We start from the raw sequence: 21,410 nt of genomic DNA on the forward strand, positions 1-21,410 counted from the left end.
GTTTTTGTGGGGGTGGTGAAGGGGGGGAGTTTGTTGGTGGGGGTTTACAGGGGTGTGACAGGTGGCGACCCGGCCTTCCCTTGCCATGCCAGGGTGCAGGCCCCAGGAAGCCAGACGAAGCCATGCGACCCGCAACGCTTGCGACGAACTTCCTGCCAAGGCCGGTGTTCGGCGGTGATGCCTGCACGGACAGGGCTGCTACATTTCTCCCATGCGTGTCCATCTCTTTGCCCTCGCTCTGATCGCAACCACCATGCAGGCCTGTGCGCCCCGTGCCGAGCAGCTGCCCCCTGAATGCGTGGATGCCATGCAGAAGATGGAAAAGCTGGGCGGCACTCTCAAAGCCAACGGCTCCATACCGGACGACTACATCAAGGCCCAGGAAAAGGACTACGCCACGCTCAAGGCCAACGCGCCCAAGGTGGATGCCACACAGCGGCCGGGCTTTTGCCGCTTCTATGGCAGAGGGGCCGAAAGGGTTCAGCAAATTCTGGATCGGGATAGCCGAGGGATGGACCAGGAAATCCGGGAGATGAAGGACAAGGGCTTTTTGAAGGGGCCCATGTAAAAAAAGCGGGCCCCACGATGGAGCCCGCTCGATCCAGCACGGCGATCTACCGCCAAGCCTTTACATCATCGATGCTTCGATCAGCGCGTTCTGGACATGCGTGCGATTGGCGGCCTTGGCCGTATTGACGCAGATCTTGTAGCGCGAAGAGCCGAGCAGGACGTCAATCCAGTCGGCCCCCGTCTTGGACACTTCCTCGCGGGCGGCGGCCAGCAGGGCCTTCCACGAACTGTACGTCGTGCCGTAGAAGATCGAGAACACCGCATCGATGCCAATCATCGCCTTGGAGCATTCACGGATCGATGTAAGCGCCACATCGACTTTTTCGATCACATCGTCATTGATGTTGTCGATGGTGTTCTGTGGGATGACGCCAACGCCCCAGATGGCGTTGATGACATTGACATAGTCTTGCTTTTCTTGAGTGGTTGCAGGCATGGACTTCCTTGAAATCGGAGGGTTGAGGGAGGCCACTGCGCAATGGACAATTTCCATTCTTCAGGAAACGGGCGACTTCCGAAATCGATGCTGGAAGTGCATGGCAATCACACAGAAACCACCGGTTCAAACCGCCCAAATGACAGTCGGCCCACACACTGAGCGACGGTGTTACGGCTCTGTTGCCGGGCGTTCACTCCGGTCCAAAGAGCCGGTGCCGCGCTCGACCCTCTGAGTTCTTGTTTCAGCGGCCCAGGCTGGTTCGCGTGGCGGGTGCCAGCTGCGCCGCGAACTCGCGTGCCGCTGCGCTGTAGCTCGCACCGCGACGCCACAGCAGGCCTGCCGTGCGGATGAGCTGGGGGGCGACCAAGTGGATGGCCACCATGTCCGTGGCCTGCTGGGCAGCGCGCTCGGGGACGATGGTGGCCATGTCGCCCCAGCGGCACAGCGCGATCAGCGATTCCACCGAGCCCATTTCCGCGCGCAGCAAGGGCGTGACGCCTGCGGTGCGCAGCCCGTCCTCGATCAGGCTGCGCGTGTAGAACGTGCGCGGCAGCAGGGCCAAGGGCACGCCGGCCAGCGACTTGACGGACAGCGTGCGGCGCCCGGCCAGCGGATGCGATGGGTTGACCAGCAGCATCATGCGTTCGTCGAACAGCGGCAGCGCGTCCAGCTCGGCGCGCTGGGGCGGGTGAAAGCTCACGCCCAGGTCCAGGCTGCCGTCCAGCAATCCCTGCTCCACGGGCGGGGCCAGCAACTCGATCACCACCACGTTGACCTTGGGATAGGCGCGCATGAAAGCCGCCACGGCCGGGGCCACCAGGGTGTTGAGGAAGGTGGGAATCACGCCGATGGTCAGCGTGCCGGTCTGCAGCTCGCTGAGGTCGGCCAGGGCCATGCGCCCGGCCTCCACCTCATGCAGCGCACGCTCCGCATAGTTGCGGAACACCACGCCGGCCTGCGACAGCTTCAGCCCCCGGCCAATGCGTTCGAACAGCGCCATGCCCAGCTCCTCTTCCAGCTGGCGCAGCCCATGCGAGAGCGTGGACTGCGTGACATAGAGGTTCCTGGCCGATGTCGTCAGGTGCTCGGTCTTGGCGATATCGACAAAGTAGCGCAGCTGGCGCAGTTCCATGGGTGAAGGCAAGGGGGTGTTCGGCGGGCCAGTTTCTCACAGAGATACGGGCGCGCCGCACAGTTCACTCGCCGTCGTCCTGGTCCACGAACTCCACCAGCTCCGGCAGCATCTCCAGCTGCTGGATGGCGTCCTTGAGCCGCAGGCCAAAGCGTGATTCCGGCCGCCCGAAAGCGCCCTGCGCCAGCCGCAGCGCCGCCGTTGCCTTGATCCACTCCACCTCGAAGGCATAGCGGTCCGCATGCTGCTGGGCACTCATGCGCTTGATGTGCTCCAGCGCCAGCTCCACGGCGCAGTCCACATCGACTTCGCTGTCGTCCCTGTCGGGATCGTCGACCATCAGTTCAATCAACTGCTGCAGCGTGCTCTGCACCAGGCCCAGCGAGGCGTGCATTGCCTGCCGCCAAGTGGGAAGAAAAGGTGGTTGGGGAGAAGACGCCTGTGCGGCGGTGAGAGGGTGCATGTCTTGGTTCCTGTATGAATCAAGAGAACCACACGCCACCGTACGACGGGCAACGGGTGGACGGGATGTTCGTAACACGTATACAGACGTGCGGCCATCCTTGCGGGTAAGCCCATCCCGTCCAAAACCGTTGGAGACGGACGCGCGATGACGCATCTGCCCCATGAATCTGGACATGACAAAGCCCCCTTCAAGGTGGGGGCCGCACCTCTGTATTGGTGTTACGACACACCAAGCCTTTCGGCCTGCCGCAAGTTTAACGGCTGCGTATCAAAAAACCTGGCCGAGCGCAGCGAAGGCCCGAGCAAACTCCCCGTATGTCAGCGCCTGCGTCGGGCCGCCTGCGGGGTTGCAGTCCTGCCGAAGGACAGGACTGCTTCGTGATCTGACTCGCTGCGGTTGTCTGAGCGGAGTTCACGCAGTGAACGCAGCGAGTTCCGCAGCGAACCCCGCAGGTGGCCCGACGCAGGTTGCCCCGCAGCGAAGCGAAGGGGTCGCGGACATCCGGGTCGTCTTTCTTTGGCCTACCTTTCTTCGGCCGGCGTACCGGTGACGAATCAAAGAAAGGTAGGTCGGCTGCCGGGCCGAGACCCGGCCTCGAAAAACCACCACCCGGCAGGGTCAAAAACTAACCCGTTGCAGGGAAAAACCCAGCTCACTGCAAAGAAGGCCGCGCCCTCTCAGGCACCCGAGCCCCCAACGCAGCCGGCACATAAGCCGCATCAAAACTACACCCCACCCCAAACTTGGCCTCATTAGCAGAACAAGCAGCAGCAATCCCGGCAGCAGTCGGCTTCACCCCCGCCTCCACCCACTGCATCAACGCAGTCATCAAGGTGGGATAGGTTGCATCGCTGATATAGCTGTGCGTCCCCTGCCGCGTGAAGGTCTGCACCAGCCGGTCCCCACTGCCGCCTTGCTGCATCACCGCACGAAACCGCGCATCCAGCTCCACGAAGGCCGTGGGGTCGCTGATCCACTTGGCCGAGAGGACCGGCACGCCAATCTTGCCCACGGGGTCGGTGTCATCGGCGAACTTGCGGTAGGCCGCAGGGTCGGCGCGGTAGCGCAGCACGCCGGCATTGAGCGCGGCATCGTCGGCCGAGCCGGCATAGACCGCACCCTCGTTGCCGAAGGGGCTGGCGCCGCCCGTGCGTTTGGCCGAGATGTCCTGGAAGTGCATGGTTCCCCAGTTCATGTGCGACTGGATGGCGCTTTCGGGGATCTTGATGACCTTGGTGATGGTGTCGATCTTCGCCTGCTGCGCGGCCGTGCGCTGGGCGGCGGGCTTGTCCAGCGCCAGGCATTCGTTCACGCGCAGGGCCACGTCGGCCTGGCGCATCTTGGCGTCAGCGGGCAGGCCCAGGTTGAGCGCGTACTGCGGCTCATTGGGGCGCGGGTGGTTGCCGCACAGGTACTGGTAGACCACGCGCAGGTCGGTGCGGAAGTCATAGGCATGGGTGCCGCCGCCCAGCACGCCGCTGGTGAGCAGCACGCCGTCGTAGGGGCGCTCGCCCACGGTCTGCTCGTTGAACATTTCCGCGCCCTTGGCCGCCACGCCCGCACCCCAGGACTGGCCGTGCAGGATGGTGCGCTGCGGCTTGGCCACATGCTGGCGGAAGATGCCGCGCAGGCGCTCGGTGTCCTCGGCGGCGGCGCGCACTTCCACGCCGCCCTGGCGGTAGGTGGAGCCAGCCCAGGCGTAGCCTGCGCGCACCATGATGGACCAGCGCACCAGGTCTTCGGCCGCACGGTCGGCGGTGGGCGCGGCCAGGTCCGGGCCGCCGTGGGCGTGCAGCACCAGGGTGCCGTTCCACTGCGCGGGCTTGGCGATCAGGTAGTAGGCGCCCTTGGAGTCCTGCCCGGCCCAGCAGCTGATGCCCGCAGGAATCTCGGCGGGGCAGGCCGTGCTCTTGGGCGCGGTCTCGATGGAGGTGACCGGCCCGTGCAGCACGGCCGAGCCGCCGCCGCAGCCGGCCAGGGCGAGCGCGGCCAGCAGCGAGGCGCTGGCGGGACGCAGGGGGAAATACGCGGATGCTTGCATGTCTTGTCTCCTGTCTTGGCTTCTTGTTGGAAGTCACCTGCCGCGCCGCGTCAAGCGGTCGCATCGGTGACTGGATCGGATTCTGTAGAGGCTTGTCCAATATTTCAAAGATTTTTAGGATATCGGCTGGATACTTTTCACATATATGGAACTGCGCCATCTCCGTTACTTCCTGGCCGTGGCCGATACCGGCCACATCACGCGCGCGGCCGAGCTGCTGGGCATGCAGCAGCCGCCGCTGTCGCAGCAGATCCGCGCGCTGGAGGAGGAGCTGGGCATTGCCCTGTTCCGGCGCCACCCCAAGGGCGTGGACCTGACCGACGCGGGCCTGGAGCTGCAGGGCGAGGCCACGCGGCTGCTGGCCGACTTCACCGCCATGCGCGACCGCATGCAGGCCTTTGCGCGCGGCGAGCGCGGGCGCATCCATGTGGGCTTCACCAGCTCGGCGGCGGCCCATGCCTTCACGCCCGAGGTGCTGCGCCTGTGCCGTGGCCGCCATCCCGACATTGCGCTGGATGTGAGCGAGAACAATGCCGCCGAGATCACCGAGGCCGTGCAGGCCGGGCGCATGCACTGCGGCTTTCTGCGCGTGCCGGTGGCCCGGCCCGAAGGCCTGGTGTTCGAGACGCTGCTGCAGGAGCCCGCGCTGCTGGCCATTCCCGTGGACCACCGGCTGGCGCGCGATGCATCGCGGCCCGTGGCGCTCAGGCAGCTCGATGGCGAGCGCCTGATCCTTGTGCGGCGCACGGGCGCGCCAGGGCTGTATGCGAACCTGCTGGCGCTGTGCGCCCGGCACAAGGTACAGGTGGAGGTGGCCGCCGAGGTGGAACGCATGATGACCAATGTGAACCTGGTGGCGGCGGGCGTGGGCCTGTCCATCGTGCCGGCCTCGGTGCGCGGCGCCCATCCCGAGGCCGTGGTCTACCGCGCCTTCGAGCCCGCCGTGCGGCTGAGCGCCCCGCTCACCCTGGTGCACCGCGAGGCCGGCACGGAAACCGGTGGCGCAGGACCCGCGGCCACCTTCATCGCCCTGGCGCGCGAGCTGGCGCAGCGCCACCAGGCGCCGGGCGGCTGAGGCATGCGGGCACCGCAAGGCACCGATACCGGCCGGCGCGCCCTGCTGGCGGCCGCTGCCTGCGCGCTGGCCTGGCCCGCCCAGGCATTGCCGGCCCGGCCCGCCTGGCCGGGCGCCAGCGTGCGGATCGTGGTGGCCTACCCCGCAGGCGGTGTCAGCGACATGGTGGCCCGCGCCCTGGCCGAGCAACTGGCGCAGCAATGGGGCACGCCCGTGATCGTGGACAACCGCCCCGGCGCCAGCGGCACCGTGGCGCTGGAGCTGCTGGCGCGCAGCGCGCCCGACGGCCGCACCCTGGTCTTTGCCGCCGCCACCGCCGTGGGCCTGGCCGCAGCCTCCGTGACGCCCGTGGCCGGCGTGATGCGCACGCCCATGCTGCTGGTGGGAACATCGGCGCTGAAGGCTGCAGATTTCGAAGGCATGCTGGCCGAGGCACGCGGCATGCCCGGCGGCATACGCTGGGCCACCACGGGCGAGGGCACGACGGGCCACGCCGTGCTGCAGCGCATAGAGCAGGCCACGCGCATTCCCATCGTGCATGTGCCCTACAAGGGCGGGGGCCAGCAGCTCAACGATGCGCTGGCCGGGCATTTCGAGCTGCTGTCCACCAATGTGGCGCCGCTGCAGCTGCAGGCGCTGCGCGCGGGCCGCCTCAAGGCCCTGGCCGTGGGCGCGCCGCAGCGGCTGGCAGCCCTGCCCGATGTGCCCACGCTGGCGCAGCTGGGCCATGCGCAGGCCAACCTGGATTCGCTGTTCGGCCTGTTCGCGCCGCCGCAGATGGCACCAGCGCTGGCCCAGCGCATCAATGCCGCGGTGGCCCAGGCGCTGCGCGCGCCGGCCATCCGCAGCCGGCTGGAGGCGGCCAGCAACCAGCCGTTCGAGGGTTCGGCCGCAGAGTTCGCGCAGCAGGTGATGCGCGAGGCCGGGCGCTGACCGCCCCGCCCCGCTCCCCCGCACCACGCCCCGCACCGGACTGGCTCAGCGCGCGTACTTCTTGGCCCCGGCCACGCAGACCACGGCGGCCATGGTGACCAGCACCATGCCCCAGCTCACCTGCTCGTGCAGCAGCAGGGCCGCCAGGCCCAGGCCCATGAAGGGCTGCAGCAGCTGGATCTGGCCCACGGCCGCAATGCCGCCCTGGGCCAGGCCCCGGTACCAGAACACAAAGCCGATGAGCATGCTGAACAGCGAGACATAGGCCAGGCCCAACCATGCGGGCCGGCCCACATCGGCCAGCGATGCCGGCATGCTGAGCAGGGCGGCCGGCAGCATGACGGGCAGGGCCAGCACCAGCGACCAGCTGATGACCTGCCAGCCGCCCAGCGTGCGCGACAGGCGCGCGCCCTCGGCATAGCCCAGGCCGCAGACGATGATGGCGGCCAGCATCAGCAGATCGCCGCGCAGCGAGCCCCCGGCCCCGCCCACGGCCGCATAGCCGGCCACGAAGGCCGCGCCCGCCAGCGAGAACAGCCAGAACGCCGGGCGCGGGCGCTCGCCGCCGCGCAGCACGGCGAACACGGCCGTGGACAGGGGCAGCAGGCCCACGAAGACAATGGAATGCGCCGAGGTGACGTACTGCAGCGCCAGCGCGGTCAGCAGCGGAAAACCCACCACACCGCCCAGCGCACTCAGCGCCAGCGAAGGCATGTCGGCACGCGCGGGCCGGGGCTGGCGCAGCGCCAGCAGCATGGCCAGGGCCAGCAATGCCGCGATGCTGGCGCGCGCACAGGTCAGGAAGGTGGGGTCCAGGTCGGCGACCGCCACGCGGGTGGCCGGCAGCGATCCCGCAAAGATCGCCACGCCGATGAATCCGTTGATCCACCCGCTGCTTGTCTTGTCCATCAAAAAGCTCCTTGGTTTGCAGCAGGCAGTGGGCCATTGCACGGCCGGATCTTCCATAGACAGTCCAATACAATTCAAAAGAACTGTTATGCACACAAATCCACTACAGAAGAGAGAGCAGCCATGCGCAGCGGCACACGCATCCAGGCGGTGATGGAAGAGATCCAGTCGCGCATCGCCGCGCGCACCTACCTGCCCGGCACGCGCCTGCCCTCGGTGCGCGCGCAGGCGCAGGCCATGCAGGTGTCGGTGTCCACGGTGGTGGAGGCCTATGAGCGGCTGGCGGCCGAGGGGGTGATCGCCTCGCGCCCGGGCTCGGGCTTTTATGTGGCGGGGCCGGTGGCGCCGCTGGCGCTGGGCGGTATCGGGCCGCGCGTGGACAGGCAGGTCGACCCCCTGTGGCTGGCCCGCCAGTCGCTGCAGGCAGATGCCCACGCGCTCAAGCCGGGCTGCGGCTGGCTGCCTCCTTCATGGCTGTACGAGGAAGGCGTGCGCCGCGCGCTGCGCTCCCTGGCGCGCTCGGGCACGCTGGAGCTGACGGAGTACGCAACGCCGCTGGGCCACCCGGCACTGCGCCGCCTGCTGGCGCGGCGCATGGCCGCCATGGGGCTGGAGACCTCGCCCGAGCAGATCCTGCTGACGGAGTCGGGCACGCACTCCATCGACCTGGTCTGCCGTTTCCTGCTGGAGCCCGGCGATACGGTGCTGATCGACGACCCCTGCTATTTCAATTTCCATGCGCTGCTCAAGGCGCACCGCGTGCAGGCCGTGAGCGTGCCCTACACGCCGCAGGGGCCCGACGTGGCCCGGTTCGCCGACGCGCTGCAGGCACATTCGCCACGCCTGTACATCACCAATTCGGCCATCCACAACCCGACGGGCGCCACGCTGTCGCCACTGGTGGCGCACCGCATCCTGAAGCTGGCCGACAGCTCGGACCTGGTGATCGTGGAGGACGACATCTTCTGCGACCTGGAGACCCATGCGGCGCCCCGGCTGGCGGCCTTCGACGGCCTGTCGCGCGTGATCCAGATCGGCAGCTTCTCCAAGACGGTGTCGGCCTCGCTGCGCTGCGGCTTCATCGCGGCGCGGCCCGACTGGACGCAGGACCTGGCGGACCTGAAGATCGCCACCAACTTCGGCGGCGGGCGCATGGCCGCCGACATCGTGCTGCGCACGCTGACCGACAGCGGCTACCGCAGGCACATGGAGTCCGTGCGGCTGCGGCTGGCGCAGGAGATGGAACGCACGGCCGCGCGGCTGCAGGCCCTGGGCATGAAGCCCTGGCTGGTGCCGCAGGCCGGCATGTTCCTGTGGTGCCAGTTGCCCGGGGGCATGGATGCCACGGCGCTTGCGCGCACCTGCCTGGAAGATGGCGTGGTGCTGGCGCCCGGCAATGCCTTCAGCCAGTCGCAGAGCGCAGGCGATTTCCTGCGCTTCAATGTGGCGCAGTGCTCGGATGCGCGGATCTTCGAGGTGCTGGCGCGGGCGCTGAAGGGCTAGCCCGTTTCAGCCTGCAGCAGGCCGCGCACCCGTGCCTGCACGTGTTCCAGGGACGGCGGCAGGTCGAACAGCACGCGGTAGACGATGGGCGCGGCCAGCGCGTCGATCAGGGTGTCCGCAGCGGGCATCGCCTCGCCACGCCGCGCTGCGCGCTCGCCGATCTGCGCCAGTTGCCCGCGCAGGATTTCCACGCAGGCGCAGGGCGTGTGCTCGTTGCCCGCTGCGGCGGCCATGTCGCGCAGCATGGTGCGGCCCAGCGGCGAGGCCGATTCCTCCAGGAACTGCTCGGCCCAGGCCAGCAGGTCGCCCTCCAGCGTGCCCGTGTCCAGCGGCGGCGCCGTGGGCCGGATGATTTCCACGGCCACATCGGCCAGCAGCTGCTGTATGTCGCCCCAGCGCCGGTAGAGGGTGGACGGCGTCACGCCCGCCTGGGCGGCGATGAGCGGAAAGCTCAGTTCCTCGCGCGGCATGGTTTCCAGCAGGCCCTTGACGGTCTGGTAGACCGTGGCCTGGATGCGCGCGCTGCGTCCGCCGGGACGGGCGGGACCGCCTGTTTTGGAAAGGGATGGGACTTGCGTGCTCATGGTTATTAAAGCTAAAAATTTGCGTTAACAGCGCACAAGCGCAGAATTCGCTAACGCAAAAACTTTGCATTAATTGTGCAGCAGGGCTCTTAACCATGTCGGTACTGCAACCATCCAACTCCACTCCCGCTGCCCGGCCCGGCCGCAGCCTGGCCGTCCTGGCCTTCGGCCTGGGCAGCTTCTTCGCGGCCTCCAGCGCGCCCACGCCGCTGTACCGCCTCTACCAGCATGACTGGGGCTTTTCCTCCGGCATGCTGACCCTGGTCTTCGCGGTCTATGCGCTGAGCCTGCTGCTGGCCCTGCTCACCACGGGCGCGCTGTCGGACCACCTGGGCCGCAAGCCCGTGATCCTGACGGCGCTGGTGCTGGAGATCGTCTCGCTGGCGGTGTTCGCCCGCGCGGGCGACGTGCAGGCCCTGGTGCTGGCGCGCGTGCTGCAGGGCTTTGCCACCGGCATGGCCAGTGCGGCCATGGGCGCGGCGCTGCTGGACCTGCACCGCGAGCGCGGCACGCTGGTGAGCACCATGGCGCCCATGGGCGGCATGGCGGCGGGCATTGTCGTGGCGGGCGAGTTCGCGCAGCTGTGGCGCCAGCAGCTGGGCCTGGTGTTCTGGCTCATGGCGCTGATCTTCGTGGCCGTGGCCGCCGCCATGGCCGTGCTGCCCGAGACGGGCGCGCGCCGCCCCGGCGCACTGGCCGCCATGCGCCCGCGCGTGCGGATTCCGGGCCAGGCCCGGGCCGACTTCATGCGCGTGCTGCCCATGAGCATCACGGTGTGGGCGCTGGGGGGCTTTTACCTGTCGCTGGGCCCGTCGATGATCCGCTCGGTCACGGGCTCGGAGATCGCCGCCAGCTTTGCCGTGTGCATCAACACGCTGAGCGCCGCCGCCGCCATCTGGACGCTGCGCAGCCGCGCGCCGCGCGCCATGCTGCAGTTCGGCGGCAGCGGCCTGCTGGCCGGGGTGGCCCTGCTGCTGGTCGGCGCCCATCTGCAAAGCCTGCCCCTGGTGCTGGGGGCATCAGTGGTGGCGGGCGCGGGCTTCGGCGTGGGCTTCCAGGGCGCGCTGCGCAGCGTGATCCCGCTGGCCGAGCCGCACGAGCGCGGCGCCCTGATCTCGGCCATCTACATCGCCAGCTACCTGGCGTTCAGCGTGCCGGCCATCGCAGCGGGCATGGCCGCCGCGCGCTTCGGCCTGTTGCCGGTCACCTATGCCTACGGCCTGATGCTGATGCTGTTCGCGGGCCTGGCGCTGGCGGGGACGCGCCAGCCCAGGCCGGTGGTGGTGTCCTGAGGCATTGGTTGAAAAATAAAACCATAGCAATCCAGCCTTACTCCACCTGGTGATCAACGGGAAGTAAGGGAGAAAATCTCAGCGGCAGCGCAAAAAAAGTCCAGCCGAACTTGCAGGATCGGCAAGGCTTGTTCGGCATACGGGGAGTCACACCACTTTTCCCAGCCCCATGCCCCGCACCCTCCCCCACCAGCCCCAGGACGGCCTTGCAGCCGAACGGGGCTGGCCTGCGTCCATGGGGATGGCTGGGGTGGCAGCGGCGCTGGGGGTGGCGATGCTGGTTGCCACGGCAGCGGACTGCGTCCATGCGGCGCCGTCCGCCCAGGCCGCCCAAGCCGGCCAGCGCAGCTTTTCGATTGCGGCCGGCCCGCTCACGCATGTGATCGCGCAGTACGCCAACCAGGCGGGCGTTGCGCTGTCGTTTGATGCCGCGCAGCTGGGCCGGCTGCAGTCCCCGGGGCTGCAGGGCAGCTATGGCGTGGAAGACGGTTTTGCCAGGCTGCTGCAGGGCACGGCGCTGCAGGCCGTGCGCGAGTCCAGCGGCGTCTATACGCTGCGGCCGCTGCCAGCGGCGGCCTCGGGCATCGGCGGGCAGACGCTGGGCACGGTCACGGTCCGGGCCACGGCGCCGGCCAGTGCCACGACCGAGGCATCGGACAGCTACGCGGCCAGCCTGGTCACGGGCTACAAGGGGCTTCAGTCGGTGCGCGACATCCCGCAGCCCGTGACCGTGCTCACGCGCCAGTGGCTGGACGAGCAGGCCCTGCCCGACCTGCATACCGTGCTGCAGCACACGCCGGGCGTGACGGTGGAGTACATCGACAGCGAGCGCATCGCCTATTACTCGCGCGGCTACCAGATCGATTCGCTGCAGGTGGACGGGCTCAATGTGAACCAGGTGGCCTCGGCCTCCACCTTCATCCAGCCCGATATGGCCATGCTGGACCGCGTGGAGGTGCTGCGCGGCGCCACGGGCCTGCTGCGTGGCGCGGGCTCGCCCTCGGCCATGGTGAACATGGTGCGCAAGCGGCCCACGGCGCAATGGCAGGGCTCGGCCGCGCTGACGCTGGGCTCCTGGGACCGCCAGCGCATGGAGGCCGACCTGTCCGGCCCTCTGAACGCAGCCGGCACGCTGCGCGGCCGGCTGGTGGCGCTGGCGGACGACAAGGCATCGTTCCAGACCGCGCGCAAGGAAAAGCGCCTGGGCCTGTACGGCGTGCTGGAGGCGGACCTGGGGCCGCGCACCACGCTCACGGCCGGCCTGCAGCACACGGACCTGCAGGCCACGGGCTCCTGGGGCGGCCTGCCTGCCGCCGCCGACGGCAGCCAGCTCGGCCTGCCGCGCAGCACCTACCTGGGCACGCCCTGGAATACCTGGGACCGCCACAACCAGCAGGCCTTTGCCGAGCTGGAGCACCGGCTGGACAGCGGCTGGCAACTGAAGGCCCAGGCCGCGCACACGCGCTTTCGGTCGGACGGGTTCAAGCAGACCTCGTTTTCCAGGGCCAGCGACAGCAATCCCTATCTGTTCGATGTCAGCACCTCCATCTATGGCGGCGACGGCAGCACGCAGAACGCGCTGAGCCTGCTGGCCAGCGGCCCCTTCGAGGCCCTGGGCCGCAGGCACGAGCTGTCGCTGGGCGCCGACCTGCAGCGCATCCGCAGCACGGGGGCCACGGGCTACTGGGGCGTGAGCCCGCTGCGCAATGTGGACATCCGCGGCTGGAATCCGTACACCAGCTACCCCGAGCCCTTCTACAGCGAGGGCAACGGCAACGCCTATTCATCGCCCGTGTCCCACATCCACCAGTACGGCGGATTCGCGCGGGCCCGGCTGTCGCTGACCGACTCGCTCACCGCCATTGCCGGCGCGCGCCTGAGCTGGTGGAGCTATCTCGAACCCGGCAATGCCCAAAGCGGCTACAGCGTGCGCCGCGAGCTGACGCCCTATGCGGGCCTGGTGCATGCGCTGTCGGACACGCTCGACGCCTATGCCAGCTACAGCGAGATCTTCAGCCCCCAGGACAAGAAGGCCGCCGACGGCAGCATCCTGGCGCCCGCCCGGGGCGAGGACCTGGAGGCCGGGCTCAAGGGCAGTTTCATGGACGGCCGGCTGCAGGCCAGCGTGTCGGTGTTCCGCATCCAGCGCGTGGGCAGCGCCATGCAGGACACGGCATCGGCCATGCCCTGCCTGCCGTACTACCCGACCAGCCACTGCTTCATGGCCGGCGGCAAGAGCCGCAGCCAGGGCTGGGAGCTGGAGCTGTCCGGCGAGCCCGCACCAGGCTGGCAGGTGCTGGCCGGCTACACCTACACCCAGGCCAGGTACCTGCGCGACGCCTCCGAGGCCAACGTGGGCCAGCCGCTGCGGCCCGTGGACCCGCGCCATGCGCTGCGCCTGTTTGCCAGCCACCGCTTCAAGGGGCCCTTGCAGGGATGGACCGCAGGCGCCGGCGTGCGGCTGCAAAGCGATGCCTACGCCAGCGTGGGCGATGTCACCACCCGCCAGGGTGGTTATGCGCTTTTTGACGCGCTGCTGGCCTACCGCCTGGACGACACCTACTCGCTGCAGCTGAACGTGAGCAACCTGCTGGACAAGCGCTACTACGCCAAGTTCTCGCCCAACAGCACCTACTTCAACAACTACTACGGCGATCCGCGCAACGTCACGGTGTCGCTGCGCGCGCGCTTCTAGGGCCACGGCCGGCCTGCCCTCGTTTCCCGGTTTTTCCCCGGTTTTTCTTCACGGTTTTTCCTCCCGCTTTTTCCAACCTTTGCACATGACTGCCATGACGCACCCCAGCAATCCTGCGGACTTCCGCTTCGCTCCCCACCCCCTCACGCGCCTGATCCGCCAATGCCTGGGCGCCGGCCTGGCCCTGGCCGCCGTGGGCGTGGCGGCCCAGACGGCCGAGGGCCCGGCCCTCAAGGAGGTGACGGTGAGCGACCAGGCCGAGGCCATCGGCGGACTGCAAAAGACCTATGCCGGCGGCCAGATCGCGCGCGGCGGCGACCTGGGCATCCTGGGCAAGACCGACCAGATGAACGTGCCCTTCAGCACGACCAACTACACCTCGGAGCTGATCGAGAACCAGCAGGCGCTGACCATCGCCGACGTGGTGATGAACGACGCCTCGGTGCGCACGCTGCAGGCGCGCGGCGGCTATGGCGATGACTTCCAGGTGCGGGGCTTTTCCCTGTCCATGCGCGATGTGTCGGTGAACGGCCTGTACGGCCTGTCGCCCTCCACGCGACTGCCGCTGGAGGTGATCGAGCGCGTGGAAGTGCTCAAGGGCCCCGGCTCGCTGACCAATGGCGTGGGTCCCAGCGGCAGCATCGGCGGCAGCATCAACGTGGTGACCAAGCGCGCGGGCGACGTGCCGCTGAACCGCCTGACCGCCACCTACATGGGCAAGGCCCAGTTCGGCACCCACCTGGACGTGGGCCGCCGCTTTGGCGAAGACAACCAGTGGGGCGTGCGGGTGAACGGCGTGTGGCGCAACGGCGAAGGCAACATCGACGGCGGCCGCCAGCGCCTGGGCCTGGCCTCGGTGGGGCTGGACTACGAAGGCCAGGGCCTGCGCTGGTCGCTGGACGCGCTGACCACCAGCGGCAAGACCACGGAGTTCCGCCCGCAAAGCGCCTTCCTGGCCGGCATCACCCAGGTGCCCGCCGTGCCCGACAGCCGCACCAACTTCAACCCGGGCACGGAGCTGCTGGACAAGGCCAAGACCGTGATCTCGCGCGTGGAATACGACATCAATGCCAACACCTCCGTCTACGGCGGCGTGGGCTACAGCGATGTGTCCAGCGACCAGAGCTTCCCCACGGCCGTGCAGCGCATCGACTCGCTGGGCAACTTCACGGTGCGCAACGGCTTCTACGACGAGTTCAACAAGACCACCTCGGCCGACGTGGGCCTGCGCACACGCTTCAAGACCGGCGCCATCGGCCACACCGTGGTGGCAGCGGCCAACTACATGGACCGCGAGAGCGGCTACTTCTACCAGCTGACCACCAAAGCCGTCCCCTCCAACATCTACAACCCGTCGCCCCTGCCTGCCATCGACTTCGTGCGCGGCGCGCCCACCAAGAACGCCGAGCTGACGCAGCACAGCCTGGCGCTGGCCGACACCATGGCGCTGTTCAGCGACCGCCTGCTGGTGACCGTGGGCCTGCGCGACCAGACCATCGACCAGAAGAACGCCAGCGGCACCACGCTGTACAAGGCCAGCGCCGTGACGCCGCTGGCCGGCGTGGTGTTCAAGCCGCAGAACCATGTCGCGGTCTACGCCAACTACACGGCAGGCCTGTCGGCAGGCGGCACGGCCGGGCCCAACACGGCCAATGCCGGCCAGGTGTTCGCGCCGCAGAAGTCCAAGCAGTACGAGGTCGGCGTGAAGGTGGACTGGGGCCGCATGACCACGCAGGCCGCGCTCTACCAGATCCAGCGCCCGGGCTCCATGACGGACCCGGTGACCAATGTCTACAGCTTCGGCGGCGAGACGCGCAACCGCGGCCTGGAGCTGACCGCCTACGGCGAGATCCACAAGGGCCTGCGCCTGCTGGCCAGCGCGGCCTTCAACAACGCCAGGCTCTCGCGCACGGCAGGCGGCGTGAACCAGGGCAACGATGCCAACGGCGTGCCCGATCGCACCTTCAACCTGGGCCTGGACTGGGATACGCCCTGGGTGGAGGGCCTGAGCCTGAACGGCCGCGTGATCCACACCTCGTCCATGTACTACGACGCGGCCAACATCCTGCGCATGCCCGGCTGGACACGCCTGGACCTGGGCGCACGCCTGCGCACCCATGTGGCCGGCAAGCCCGTGGTGCTGCGCGCCAGCCTGGAGAACGTCAGCAACAAGAGCTACTGGGTGACTGCCGCCGGCTACACCACCACGGGCGCGCCGCGCACGCTGATGCTGTCGGCACAAGTGGACTTCTAAGCTTCCGGCCACCGGCAACCGGCAACCGCCCCGCCCCCGGCATGGCGCCGGGGGCGCGGTGATGGCGGGGCCCCCAGGCCCCCTTCTGTCAGAGAAAAAAACACCCCATGCAAAGCCACACGATCAAGACCTGGGCCTGGTTGCACAAATGGAGCAGCCTGGTCTGCACCGTCTTCATGCTGCTGCTGTGCCTGACCGGCCTTCCGCTGATCTTCCACCACGAAATCGGCCACCTGCTGGGCACCGAGGTGGAGGCCCCGCCCATGCCCCAGGGCACGCCCCATGCCAGCCTGGACAAGGTGCTGGAGGTGGCCCGTACCCAGCACCCGGACCGCGTGGTGCAGTTCGTCTCCAAGTCCGACGACACCGACGACCTCTGGTTCGTCACCATGACGCCCACGCCGGCGCCCACGGACGATTTCCGCTCCGTGGTCATCGATGCGCGCACGGCCGAACTGCTGGCCCAGCCGCGCTTCGACCAGGGCTTCATGTGGGTCATGTTCAAGCTGCACGTGGACCTGTTCGCGGGGCTGCCGGGCAAGCTGTTCCTGGGCTTCATGGGGCTGCTGCTGCTGATCGCCATCGTCAGCGGCGTGGTGCTGTACGCGCCCTTCATGCGCAAGCTCGATTTCGGCACCGTGCGCCGCACGCGCCAGCCGCGCCTGAAGTGGCTGGACCTGCACAACCTGCTGGGCATCGTCACCCTGGTGTGGCTGTTCGTGGTGGGCGCCACCGGCATGATCAATACCTGGGCCGACCTGCTGATCAAGTACTGGCAGCATGACCAGCTCAGCAGCGTGCTGGCGCCCTACCAGGGCCAGGACACGGTGCCGGTGGCGGAGCGCGCCTCGCTGCAGCAATCGCTGCAGGCCGCCCAGCAGCAGGTGCCGGGCACCAGGCTGTACTTCATCGCCTTCCCCGGCACCACGCTCTCCAGCCCGCACCACCACACCTTCTTCCTGCGCGGCAACGAGCCCCTGACCTCGCGCCTGTTCCTGCCCGTGCTGGTGGACGCCAGGACCGCCCAGGTCACGGCCGCGCCCGCCCTGCCCTGGTATCTGACGGCGCTGCTGGTGTCCCAGCCGCTGCACTTCGGCGACTACGGCGGGCGGGCCATGCAGATCCTCTGGGCGCTGCTGGACATCGCCAGCATCATCGTGCTGGGCACGGGCCTGTACCTGTGGGTCAACAAGGGCAAGAGCCTGCCGGCCCCGCAGCCCGCGCCGCGCGGCAAGGAGGTCTCGGCATGAGCGGCGCGCGACACCGGGGCTTTCTCGCCCTCTGGGGCTGGCCCATCGCGCTGGGCGTGCTGACGGCCATCGGCCTGGTCTCGGCCCTGTTCAGCGACGGCGGCCTTGGCGACATGCTGGCCGGCGTCTGCCTGGCCGTTCCCACGGCGGCAGGGATCTGGCATGGATGGCTGCGGCGCAGGCCGCCGGGCTGAAGCCGGGGCAGGCCGGCACGGCGCTCAGTCGCGCCGGTCGCGCTGGCCTGCGCTTTCCAGCAGCTGCTGCAAGGCTGCGCCCAGTGGCCGCCAGACATCGGTGACACCGGCCCAGTCGCCGGCCAGGCAGGCCTGCTCCAGGCTCCTGGTCAGTCCGCTGGCCCGCTCCTGTCCCAGCAGGCGCAACACGCTCTGCAGGCTGTGCGCCTGCCTGCGCAGGGCCATGGCGTTCTGCTCCGCGATAAGGACCTCAATCCGGGCGATATCGTCGGGCAAGTGTGCAAGGCAGATGTCACGGTAGCTGTGGAACAGGCCTGCGTCGCCACCAAAGAAATTGGCGATGGCGAGCGCGTCCGACGGCGCATCCGGTTGCACATCCGGTCGCACATCCGGCTGCGCATCGGCGCCCTCGCCCGTCCCGGCCTCCTGCCTGGGAGGGGGAGGCGGCGCATGCTGCTGGAGCACCGACTCCACGCAGTCCACCAGTTGCGCCACCGACACCGGCTTGAGCAGCACGCGCCACACCTTCAACTGCTCCAGCTGCAGCGCAACATCGGCCCGCACGCCCGCACTGAAGACCACGGCGCAGCAGCCCGCCTGCGGCGAGCGGCGCAGCCACTCGATCAGCTCCACGCCGGAGGCGCCGGGCAGCATCAGATCGGTGATCAGCAGGGCAAAGGACTGGGTTTGCAGCAGTTGCTGGGCCTGCTCCGCACTCGTGCAGGACACCAGCGTGAGGGGCAGGCCCTCCACCGCCAGCGCAACGAACCGCGCAATCGAGGCATCGTCCTCGACCAGCAGGACCGCAGGAAGGGGCGCGTTCACGCCGCCGGCCCGCCCAGCAGCCCGCCCAGCGCTTCGGGCAGTTCCTGCACCAGCTGGGGCTTGTGGATCACGCGCACGCCGCCCAATGCGAAGGCATAGGCCTCGCGCTCTGACGCCTCCAGCGAGGTGACCACCAGCAGCTTGCAGCGCGCGAACTGCTCATGGGTGCGCAAGGTGGTGATCAGTGCGGCGCCGTCGATGTCGGGCAGCAGGATGTCCACCAGCAGCACATCGGGCTGGATCTGGCCGTACAGCGCCATGCCCGTGATCCCGTCGTTCGCCACATGCAGCTGGACGTCGGGAAAGTGACGCTGCACCAGCATGCGCACCAGATTCTGGAAGTGCACGGAGTCCTCGATCAGCAGCACGCGCTGCCCGGTGCCCGAACCCGCCTGGGCAGGGGCCGGCGCCTGTGCCACCGCTGGTGCGCCGGGCACCCCGGGCGCTGCGCGCTCGCCCTGCCTGCTGCGCCAGCGCTCCACGGAAGCGCGCGTAATGCGGCGATGGCCTCCGGGCGTCTTCCAGGCCTCCAGCTCGCCGCGATCGACCATGAGCTGGACCGATCGCACGGCCATGCCCAGCAGCTTTGCCACCTCGGCAGTCGTGTAGTGCGGAATTTGGCCTGATGGGGTGCTGTTCTCGGACATGGCAGCAATTTTGCATCAAATACGATTGAAAAATTCAATATAAATTTGATGAATTTGATATTTATGATTTAACCTCACGCAGCCCCCTTCAACTGCGTTGTGAAAGGTCCGCCATGAAGAAGATACTGATCGTCGAAGACCAGGCCGACATCCGCAAACTGCTGCGCATGACGCTGGAGTCCGGCGCCTACGAGGTCATGGAGGTGCCCACCGCCGACGAAGCCTGGGCCGTGGCCCAGCGCAACAAGCCCGATATCGTGCTGCTGGACATGATGATGCCCGGCACGCTGGACGGCCTGGAGGTGTGCTGTCGCATCAAGACCTCCTACGATCTGCGGCATACCCTGGTGGTACTGCTCACCGCCCGGGACAGCGCAGAGGACCGCGAGGCGGGCTTCAATGCGGGCGCCGACGAATACCTGGTCAAGCCCTTCAGCCCGACCCGGCTGCTGCAGATCCTGGCCAGCCTTGAAAGGAGCGACTGATGATGATGCGCGCACGAGAGACCGGCCGCGTGGACCTGTCCATGGCGGACGGCTGGCACTGGATGCAGGCGTTCGCGCCGGCCCGGCCCGTTCCTGTGCCGCACGACGGGTTGACCGCCATCGTCGCGCCCCGGAATTTCTGATGGAGCATCTTCATCATGTCTGATCGAGCTACCGCGCATCATTTCCTGGGTGCCGGACGCAGCGCCCACATCAAGGCACTGGTGCTGACCTTTGCCCTGTGCGTGCTTGCCGGGCTGGTGCTCTTCGTCTGGAGCCAGCTGCACGCCGAGGCCGACCAGAGCAAGTCCCAGGCCGCATTGCTGGCGCGCGTGCTGGAGGACCAGACGGCCAAGACCTTCGAGAACACCGAAATGGCCCTGTCCAGCCTGGCGCACCACCCCGCCATCCTGGCCGCCGGCAGCACGCGCAGCACGCGCGAGGCCGCCATGGCCCAGCTGATCGCCCAGCTGCCCTACCTGCGCAGCATGGCCCTGCTCGACGACAAGGGACTGATCCTGGCCAGCACCCAGGCGGGCGAGGCCGGCCAGCAGATCGACATGCAGGAGCTGCTGCACGACAAGAGCGCCGTCGTCGTGCCCGGCAAGCCCCTGCTGGGCCGGCTGGTGCCCGGCCGTGGCCTGTCGGCCCTGGCGCCCCGCGCGCACCCGTCGCCGCGCGGCGTATCGTTTCTGCCGCAGCTGCTGGGCTTTCACCAGGACAACGGCATGCCCGCCGTGCTGGTGGCCCTGATCAACCCCGACGCCGTGGCCAACTTCTACCAGGCCACGCTGGAGATCCTCAGCTACGAGGCCGTGCTGCTGACCTACGACGGCCGGCCGCTGGCCAGCACCAATGCGGGCACGGGCGTGCAGGCGACCGCCGTGCTGCAGACACCGCTGTTCCGGCAGTGGCTGCCGCACAGCGAATTCGGCTCCTACATCGGCGCGGGCATGCTCGGCTCCCATGAGATCGTGTCGTTTCGCACCGTGCGCAACTGGCCCCTGCTGCTGGTGGTGGAGGAGCCCTACGCAGCCCTGGTGGCGCGCTGGAGGGATGACGCCTTCGCCTTCTTCGTGGCCGGCGTGGCCCTGCTGGCCCTGGTGCTGGGCCTGAGCTGGTCGGTGCTCAAGACGCGCAGGGAGCAGAAGACGGCACAGCAGGCCATGGAGCAGGCCCAGGCACGCCTGGCGCGCAGCGAGCACGAGATGGCCGTGCTCATGCGCAGCGTGCAGGAGCTGATCTTTCGCACCGACAGCGAGGGTCTGCTGACCTTCGTGAACGCACGCTGGGAACAGCTGACCGGCCAGCCCAGCTCCGAGGCCGTAGGGCAGCCGCTGGAGAACATCGTGGACGGCCCGTACCGCGCGCAGATCCAGGCCCTGCTCGATCCCCTGGCCCGGCTGGCGCCGCGCAACTGCCAGGCCATGTTCCAGCTGCCGGGCCGCCGGGAAATACTCTGCGACATCGCCGTCGTCCCCCTGCTGCGCGACGGCCGGCTCGTGGGCTTCGCGGGCAGCGCCGTGGACGTGACGGCCCGCTGGAAGGCGCAGCAGGAGCTGCAGACCCAGCTGGCCTTCCAGCACCTGCTGTTCGAGACCACGCCCCTGCCCATGCTGGTCACCGACGCGGACCACCGCGTGGTACTGGTCAACAAGGCCTGGGAGGACTTCTTCGGCCGCGGCCGCTATGCCGTGCTCGGCCACGAGATCAAGGGCCTGCACTCGCGCGACGATGCCCTGCTGCAGATACGCAGCAACCAGGTCGTGATGCGCTCGGGCCAGCGCATGGTGCTGGAGGCCCGGCTGCCCCACATGGACGGCAGCTACCGCGACGTGCAGATCTCCAAGGCGGCGGTCAAGGATGCCCAGGGGCAGACCACCGGCGTGCTCAGCATCTTTGTGGATGTGAGCGAATTCCGCGCGGCCGAGCATGCCACGCGCGAGGCCCGCGACGCGGCCGAGGAGGCCTTCCGCGTGAAGTCGGAATTCGTCGCCAACATGAGCCATGAGCTGCGCACCCCGCTGCAGTCCATCATGGGCTTTGCCGAGCTGGGCAGCCTGCGCTCGCGCGGCAATCCCGCCATGGCCGACATGTTCAACGACATCCATGCGGC

The 21,410-nt window shown here is 68.3% G+C and carries 20 protein-coding genes; 12 read left to right on the top strand and 8 right to left on the bottom strand.

Annotated features, from left to right (window positions below; translation table 11 throughout):
• Positions 1-307: 307 nt before the first annotated feature.
• On the top strand, positions 308-568 hold the full coding sequence (locus ACF8ME_RS01265; protein ID WP_310043195.1) for a hypothetical protein: 261 nt from the start codon (positions 308-310) through the stop codon (positions 566-568).
• A 60-nt stretch (positions 569-628) separates the two neighbouring features.
• On the opposite strand, the gene ACF8ME_RS01270 is transcribed toward ACF8ME_RS01265, so the two are convergent.
• From ACF8ME_RS01270 to ACF8ME_RS01285, 4 genes are all read right to left on the bottom strand, one after another.
• The gene (locus ACF8ME_RS01270; protein ID WP_012203822.1) at positions 629-1,006 is read right to left on the bottom strand and encodes a hypothetical protein; all 378 of its coding nucleotides are present in this window, start codon (positions 1,004-1,006) and stop codon (positions 629-631) included.
• A gap of 244 nt (positions 1,007-1,250) precedes the next feature.
• On the bottom strand, positions 1,251-2,141 hold the full coding sequence (locus ACF8ME_RS01275) for a LysR substrate-binding domain-containing protein (protein ID WP_154835337.1): 891 nt from the start codon (positions 2,139-2,141) through the stop codon (positions 1,251-1,253).
• Between the two features lie 64 nt (positions 2,142-2,205).
• Positions 2,206-2,535: a hypothetical protein gene (locus ACF8ME_RS01280; protein ID WP_256974532.1), complete on the bottom strand. Its 330-nt coding sequence runs from the start codon at positions 2,533-2,535 to the stop codon at positions 2,206-2,208.
• Between the two features lie 724 nt (positions 2,536-3,259).
• Positions 3,260-4,648 (bottom strand): hypothetical protein, encoded by a 1,389-nt coding sequence (locus ACF8ME_RS01285; protein WP_392414971.1) that lies wholly within the window; start codon positions 4,646-4,648, stop codon positions 3,260-3,262.
• A 145-nt stretch (positions 4,649-4,793) separates the two neighbouring features.
• Between ACF8ME_RS01285 and ACF8ME_RS01290 the strand changes: the two genes are divergently transcribed.
• The gene (locus tag ACF8ME_RS01290; RefSeq protein ID WP_012203818.1) at positions 4,794-5,723 is read left to right on the top strand and encodes a LysR family transcriptional regulator; all 930 of its coding nucleotides are present in this window, start codon (positions 4,794-4,796) and stop codon (positions 5,721-5,723) included.
• Positions 5,724-5,726: 3 nt separating this feature from the next.
• Complete coding sequence (locus ACF8ME_RS01295; protein WP_392414973.1) at positions 5,727-6,656, top strand: tripartite tricarboxylate transporter substrate binding protein; 930 nt, start codon at positions 5,727-5,729, stop codon at positions 6,654-6,656.
• Between the two features lie 45 nt (positions 6,657-6,701).
• On the opposite strand, the gene ACF8ME_RS01300 is transcribed toward ACF8ME_RS01295, so the two are convergent.
• Positions 6,702-7,565 carry a DMT family transporter gene (locus ACF8ME_RS01300; protein ID WP_012203816.1) on the bottom strand — a complete coding sequence of 288 codons (864 nt, stop codon included), beginning with the start codon at positions 7,563-7,565 and terminating at the stop codon, positions 6,702-6,704.
• Positions 7,566-7,688: 123 nt separating this feature from the next.
• On the opposite strand from ACF8ME_RS01300, the gene ACF8ME_RS01305 reads away from it, so the two are divergent.
• Positions 7,689-9,068: a PLP-dependent aminotransferase family protein gene (locus ACF8ME_RS01305; RefSeq protein ID WP_071954537.1), complete on the top strand. Its 1,380-nt coding sequence runs from the start codon at positions 7,689-7,691 to the stop codon at positions 9,066-9,068.
• Here the strand turns inward: ACF8ME_RS01305 and ACF8ME_RS01310 are convergent.
• Positions 9,065-9,652 (bottom strand): TetR/AcrR family transcriptional regulator, encoded by a 588-nt coding sequence (locus ACF8ME_RS01310; RefSeq protein ID WP_267179198.1) that lies wholly within the window; start codon positions 9,650-9,652, stop codon positions 9,065-9,067. The genes ACF8ME_RS01305 and ACF8ME_RS01310 overlap by 4 nt on opposite strands.
• A gap of 95 nt (positions 9,653-9,747) precedes the next feature.
• Here ACF8ME_RS01310 and ACF8ME_RS01315 point away from each other — a divergent pair, with 95 nt between their 5' ends.
• The 5 genes from ACF8ME_RS01315 to ACF8ME_RS01335 all read left to right on the top strand — a co-directional run bounded on the left by ACF8ME_RS01315 (position 9,748) and on the right by ACF8ME_RS01335 (position 17,337).
• Complete coding sequence (locus ACF8ME_RS01315; protein WP_392414975.1) at positions 9,748-10,944, top strand: MFS transporter; 1,197 nt, start codon at positions 9,748-9,750, stop codon at positions 10,942-10,944.
• 169 nt (positions 10,945-11,113) lie between these two features.
• Positions 11,114-13,639: a TonB-dependent siderophore receptor gene (locus ACF8ME_RS01320; protein ID WP_392414977.1), complete on the top strand. Its 2,526-nt coding sequence runs from the start codon at positions 11,114-11,116 to the stop codon at positions 13,637-13,639.
• Positions 13,640-13,724: 85 nt separating this feature from the next.
• On the top strand, positions 13,725-15,893 hold the full coding sequence (locus ACF8ME_RS01325; RefSeq protein WP_392414978.1) for a TonB-dependent receptor: 2,169 nt from the start codon (positions 13,725-13,727) through the stop codon (positions 15,891-15,893).
• Between the two features lie 107 nt (positions 15,894-16,000).
• Positions 16,001-17,143 carry a PepSY-associated TM helix domain-containing protein gene (locus ACF8ME_RS01330; protein WP_392414980.1) on the top strand — a complete coding sequence of 381 codons (1,143 nt, stop codon included), beginning with the start codon at positions 16,001-16,003 and terminating at the stop codon, positions 17,141-17,143.
• The gene (locus ACF8ME_RS01335) at positions 17,140-17,337 is read left to right on the top strand and encodes a hypothetical protein (RefSeq protein ID WP_016450117.1); all 198 of its coding nucleotides are present in this window, start codon (positions 17,140-17,142) and stop codon (positions 17,335-17,337) included. The genes ACF8ME_RS01330 and ACF8ME_RS01335 overlap by 4 nt, the downstream gene beginning before the upstream one ends.
• A gap of 24 nt (positions 17,338-17,361) precedes the next feature.
• On the opposite strand, the gene ACF8ME_RS01340 is transcribed toward ACF8ME_RS01335, so the two are convergent.
• Together ACF8ME_RS01340 and ACF8ME_RS01345 are read right to left on the bottom strand one after the other, a co-directional pair.
• Positions 17,362-18,162, bottom strand: coding sequence for a response regulator (locus ACF8ME_RS01340; RefSeq protein ID WP_392414982.1), 801 nt, complete (start codon positions 18,160-18,162; stop codon positions 17,362-17,364).
• Positions 18,159-18,809 (bottom strand): response regulator, encoded by a 651-nt coding sequence (locus ACF8ME_RS01345; protein ID WP_016450119.1) that lies wholly within the window; start codon positions 18,807-18,809, stop codon positions 18,159-18,161. The genes ACF8ME_RS01340 and ACF8ME_RS01345 overlap by 4 nt, the downstream gene beginning before the upstream one ends.
• Before the next feature lie 113 nt (positions 18,810-18,922).
• Between ACF8ME_RS01345 and ACF8ME_RS01350 the strand changes: the two genes are divergently transcribed.
• The 3 genes from ACF8ME_RS01350 to ACF8ME_RS01360 form a co-directional block, all read left to right on the top strand.
• Positions 18,923-19,294 carry a response regulator transcription factor gene (locus tag ACF8ME_RS01350; protein ID WP_017407052.1) on the top strand — a complete coding sequence of 124 codons (372 nt, stop codon included), beginning with the start codon at positions 18,923-18,925 and terminating at the stop codon, positions 19,292-19,294.
• A complete protein-coding gene (locus ACF8ME_RS01355) occupies positions 19,294-19,437 on the top strand; it encodes a hypothetical protein (RefSeq protein WP_392414983.1) in 144 nt (47 codons plus the stop codon). Before ACF8ME_RS01350 ends, ACF8ME_RS01355 begins: the two co-directional genes overlap by 1 nt.
• Positions 19,438-19,452: 15 nt before the next feature.
• The coding region (locus ACF8ME_RS01360) for a PAS domain S-box protein (RefSeq protein ID WP_392414984.1) at positions 19,453-21,410 on the top strand (1,958 nt) is incomplete at its 3' end.

The organism is Delftia sp. WSY_7 (assembly GCF_043104845.1).
Lineage (GTDB): Bacteria > Pseudomonadota > Gammaproteobacteria > Burkholderiales > Burkholderiaceae_C > Comamonas > Comamonas tsuruhatensis.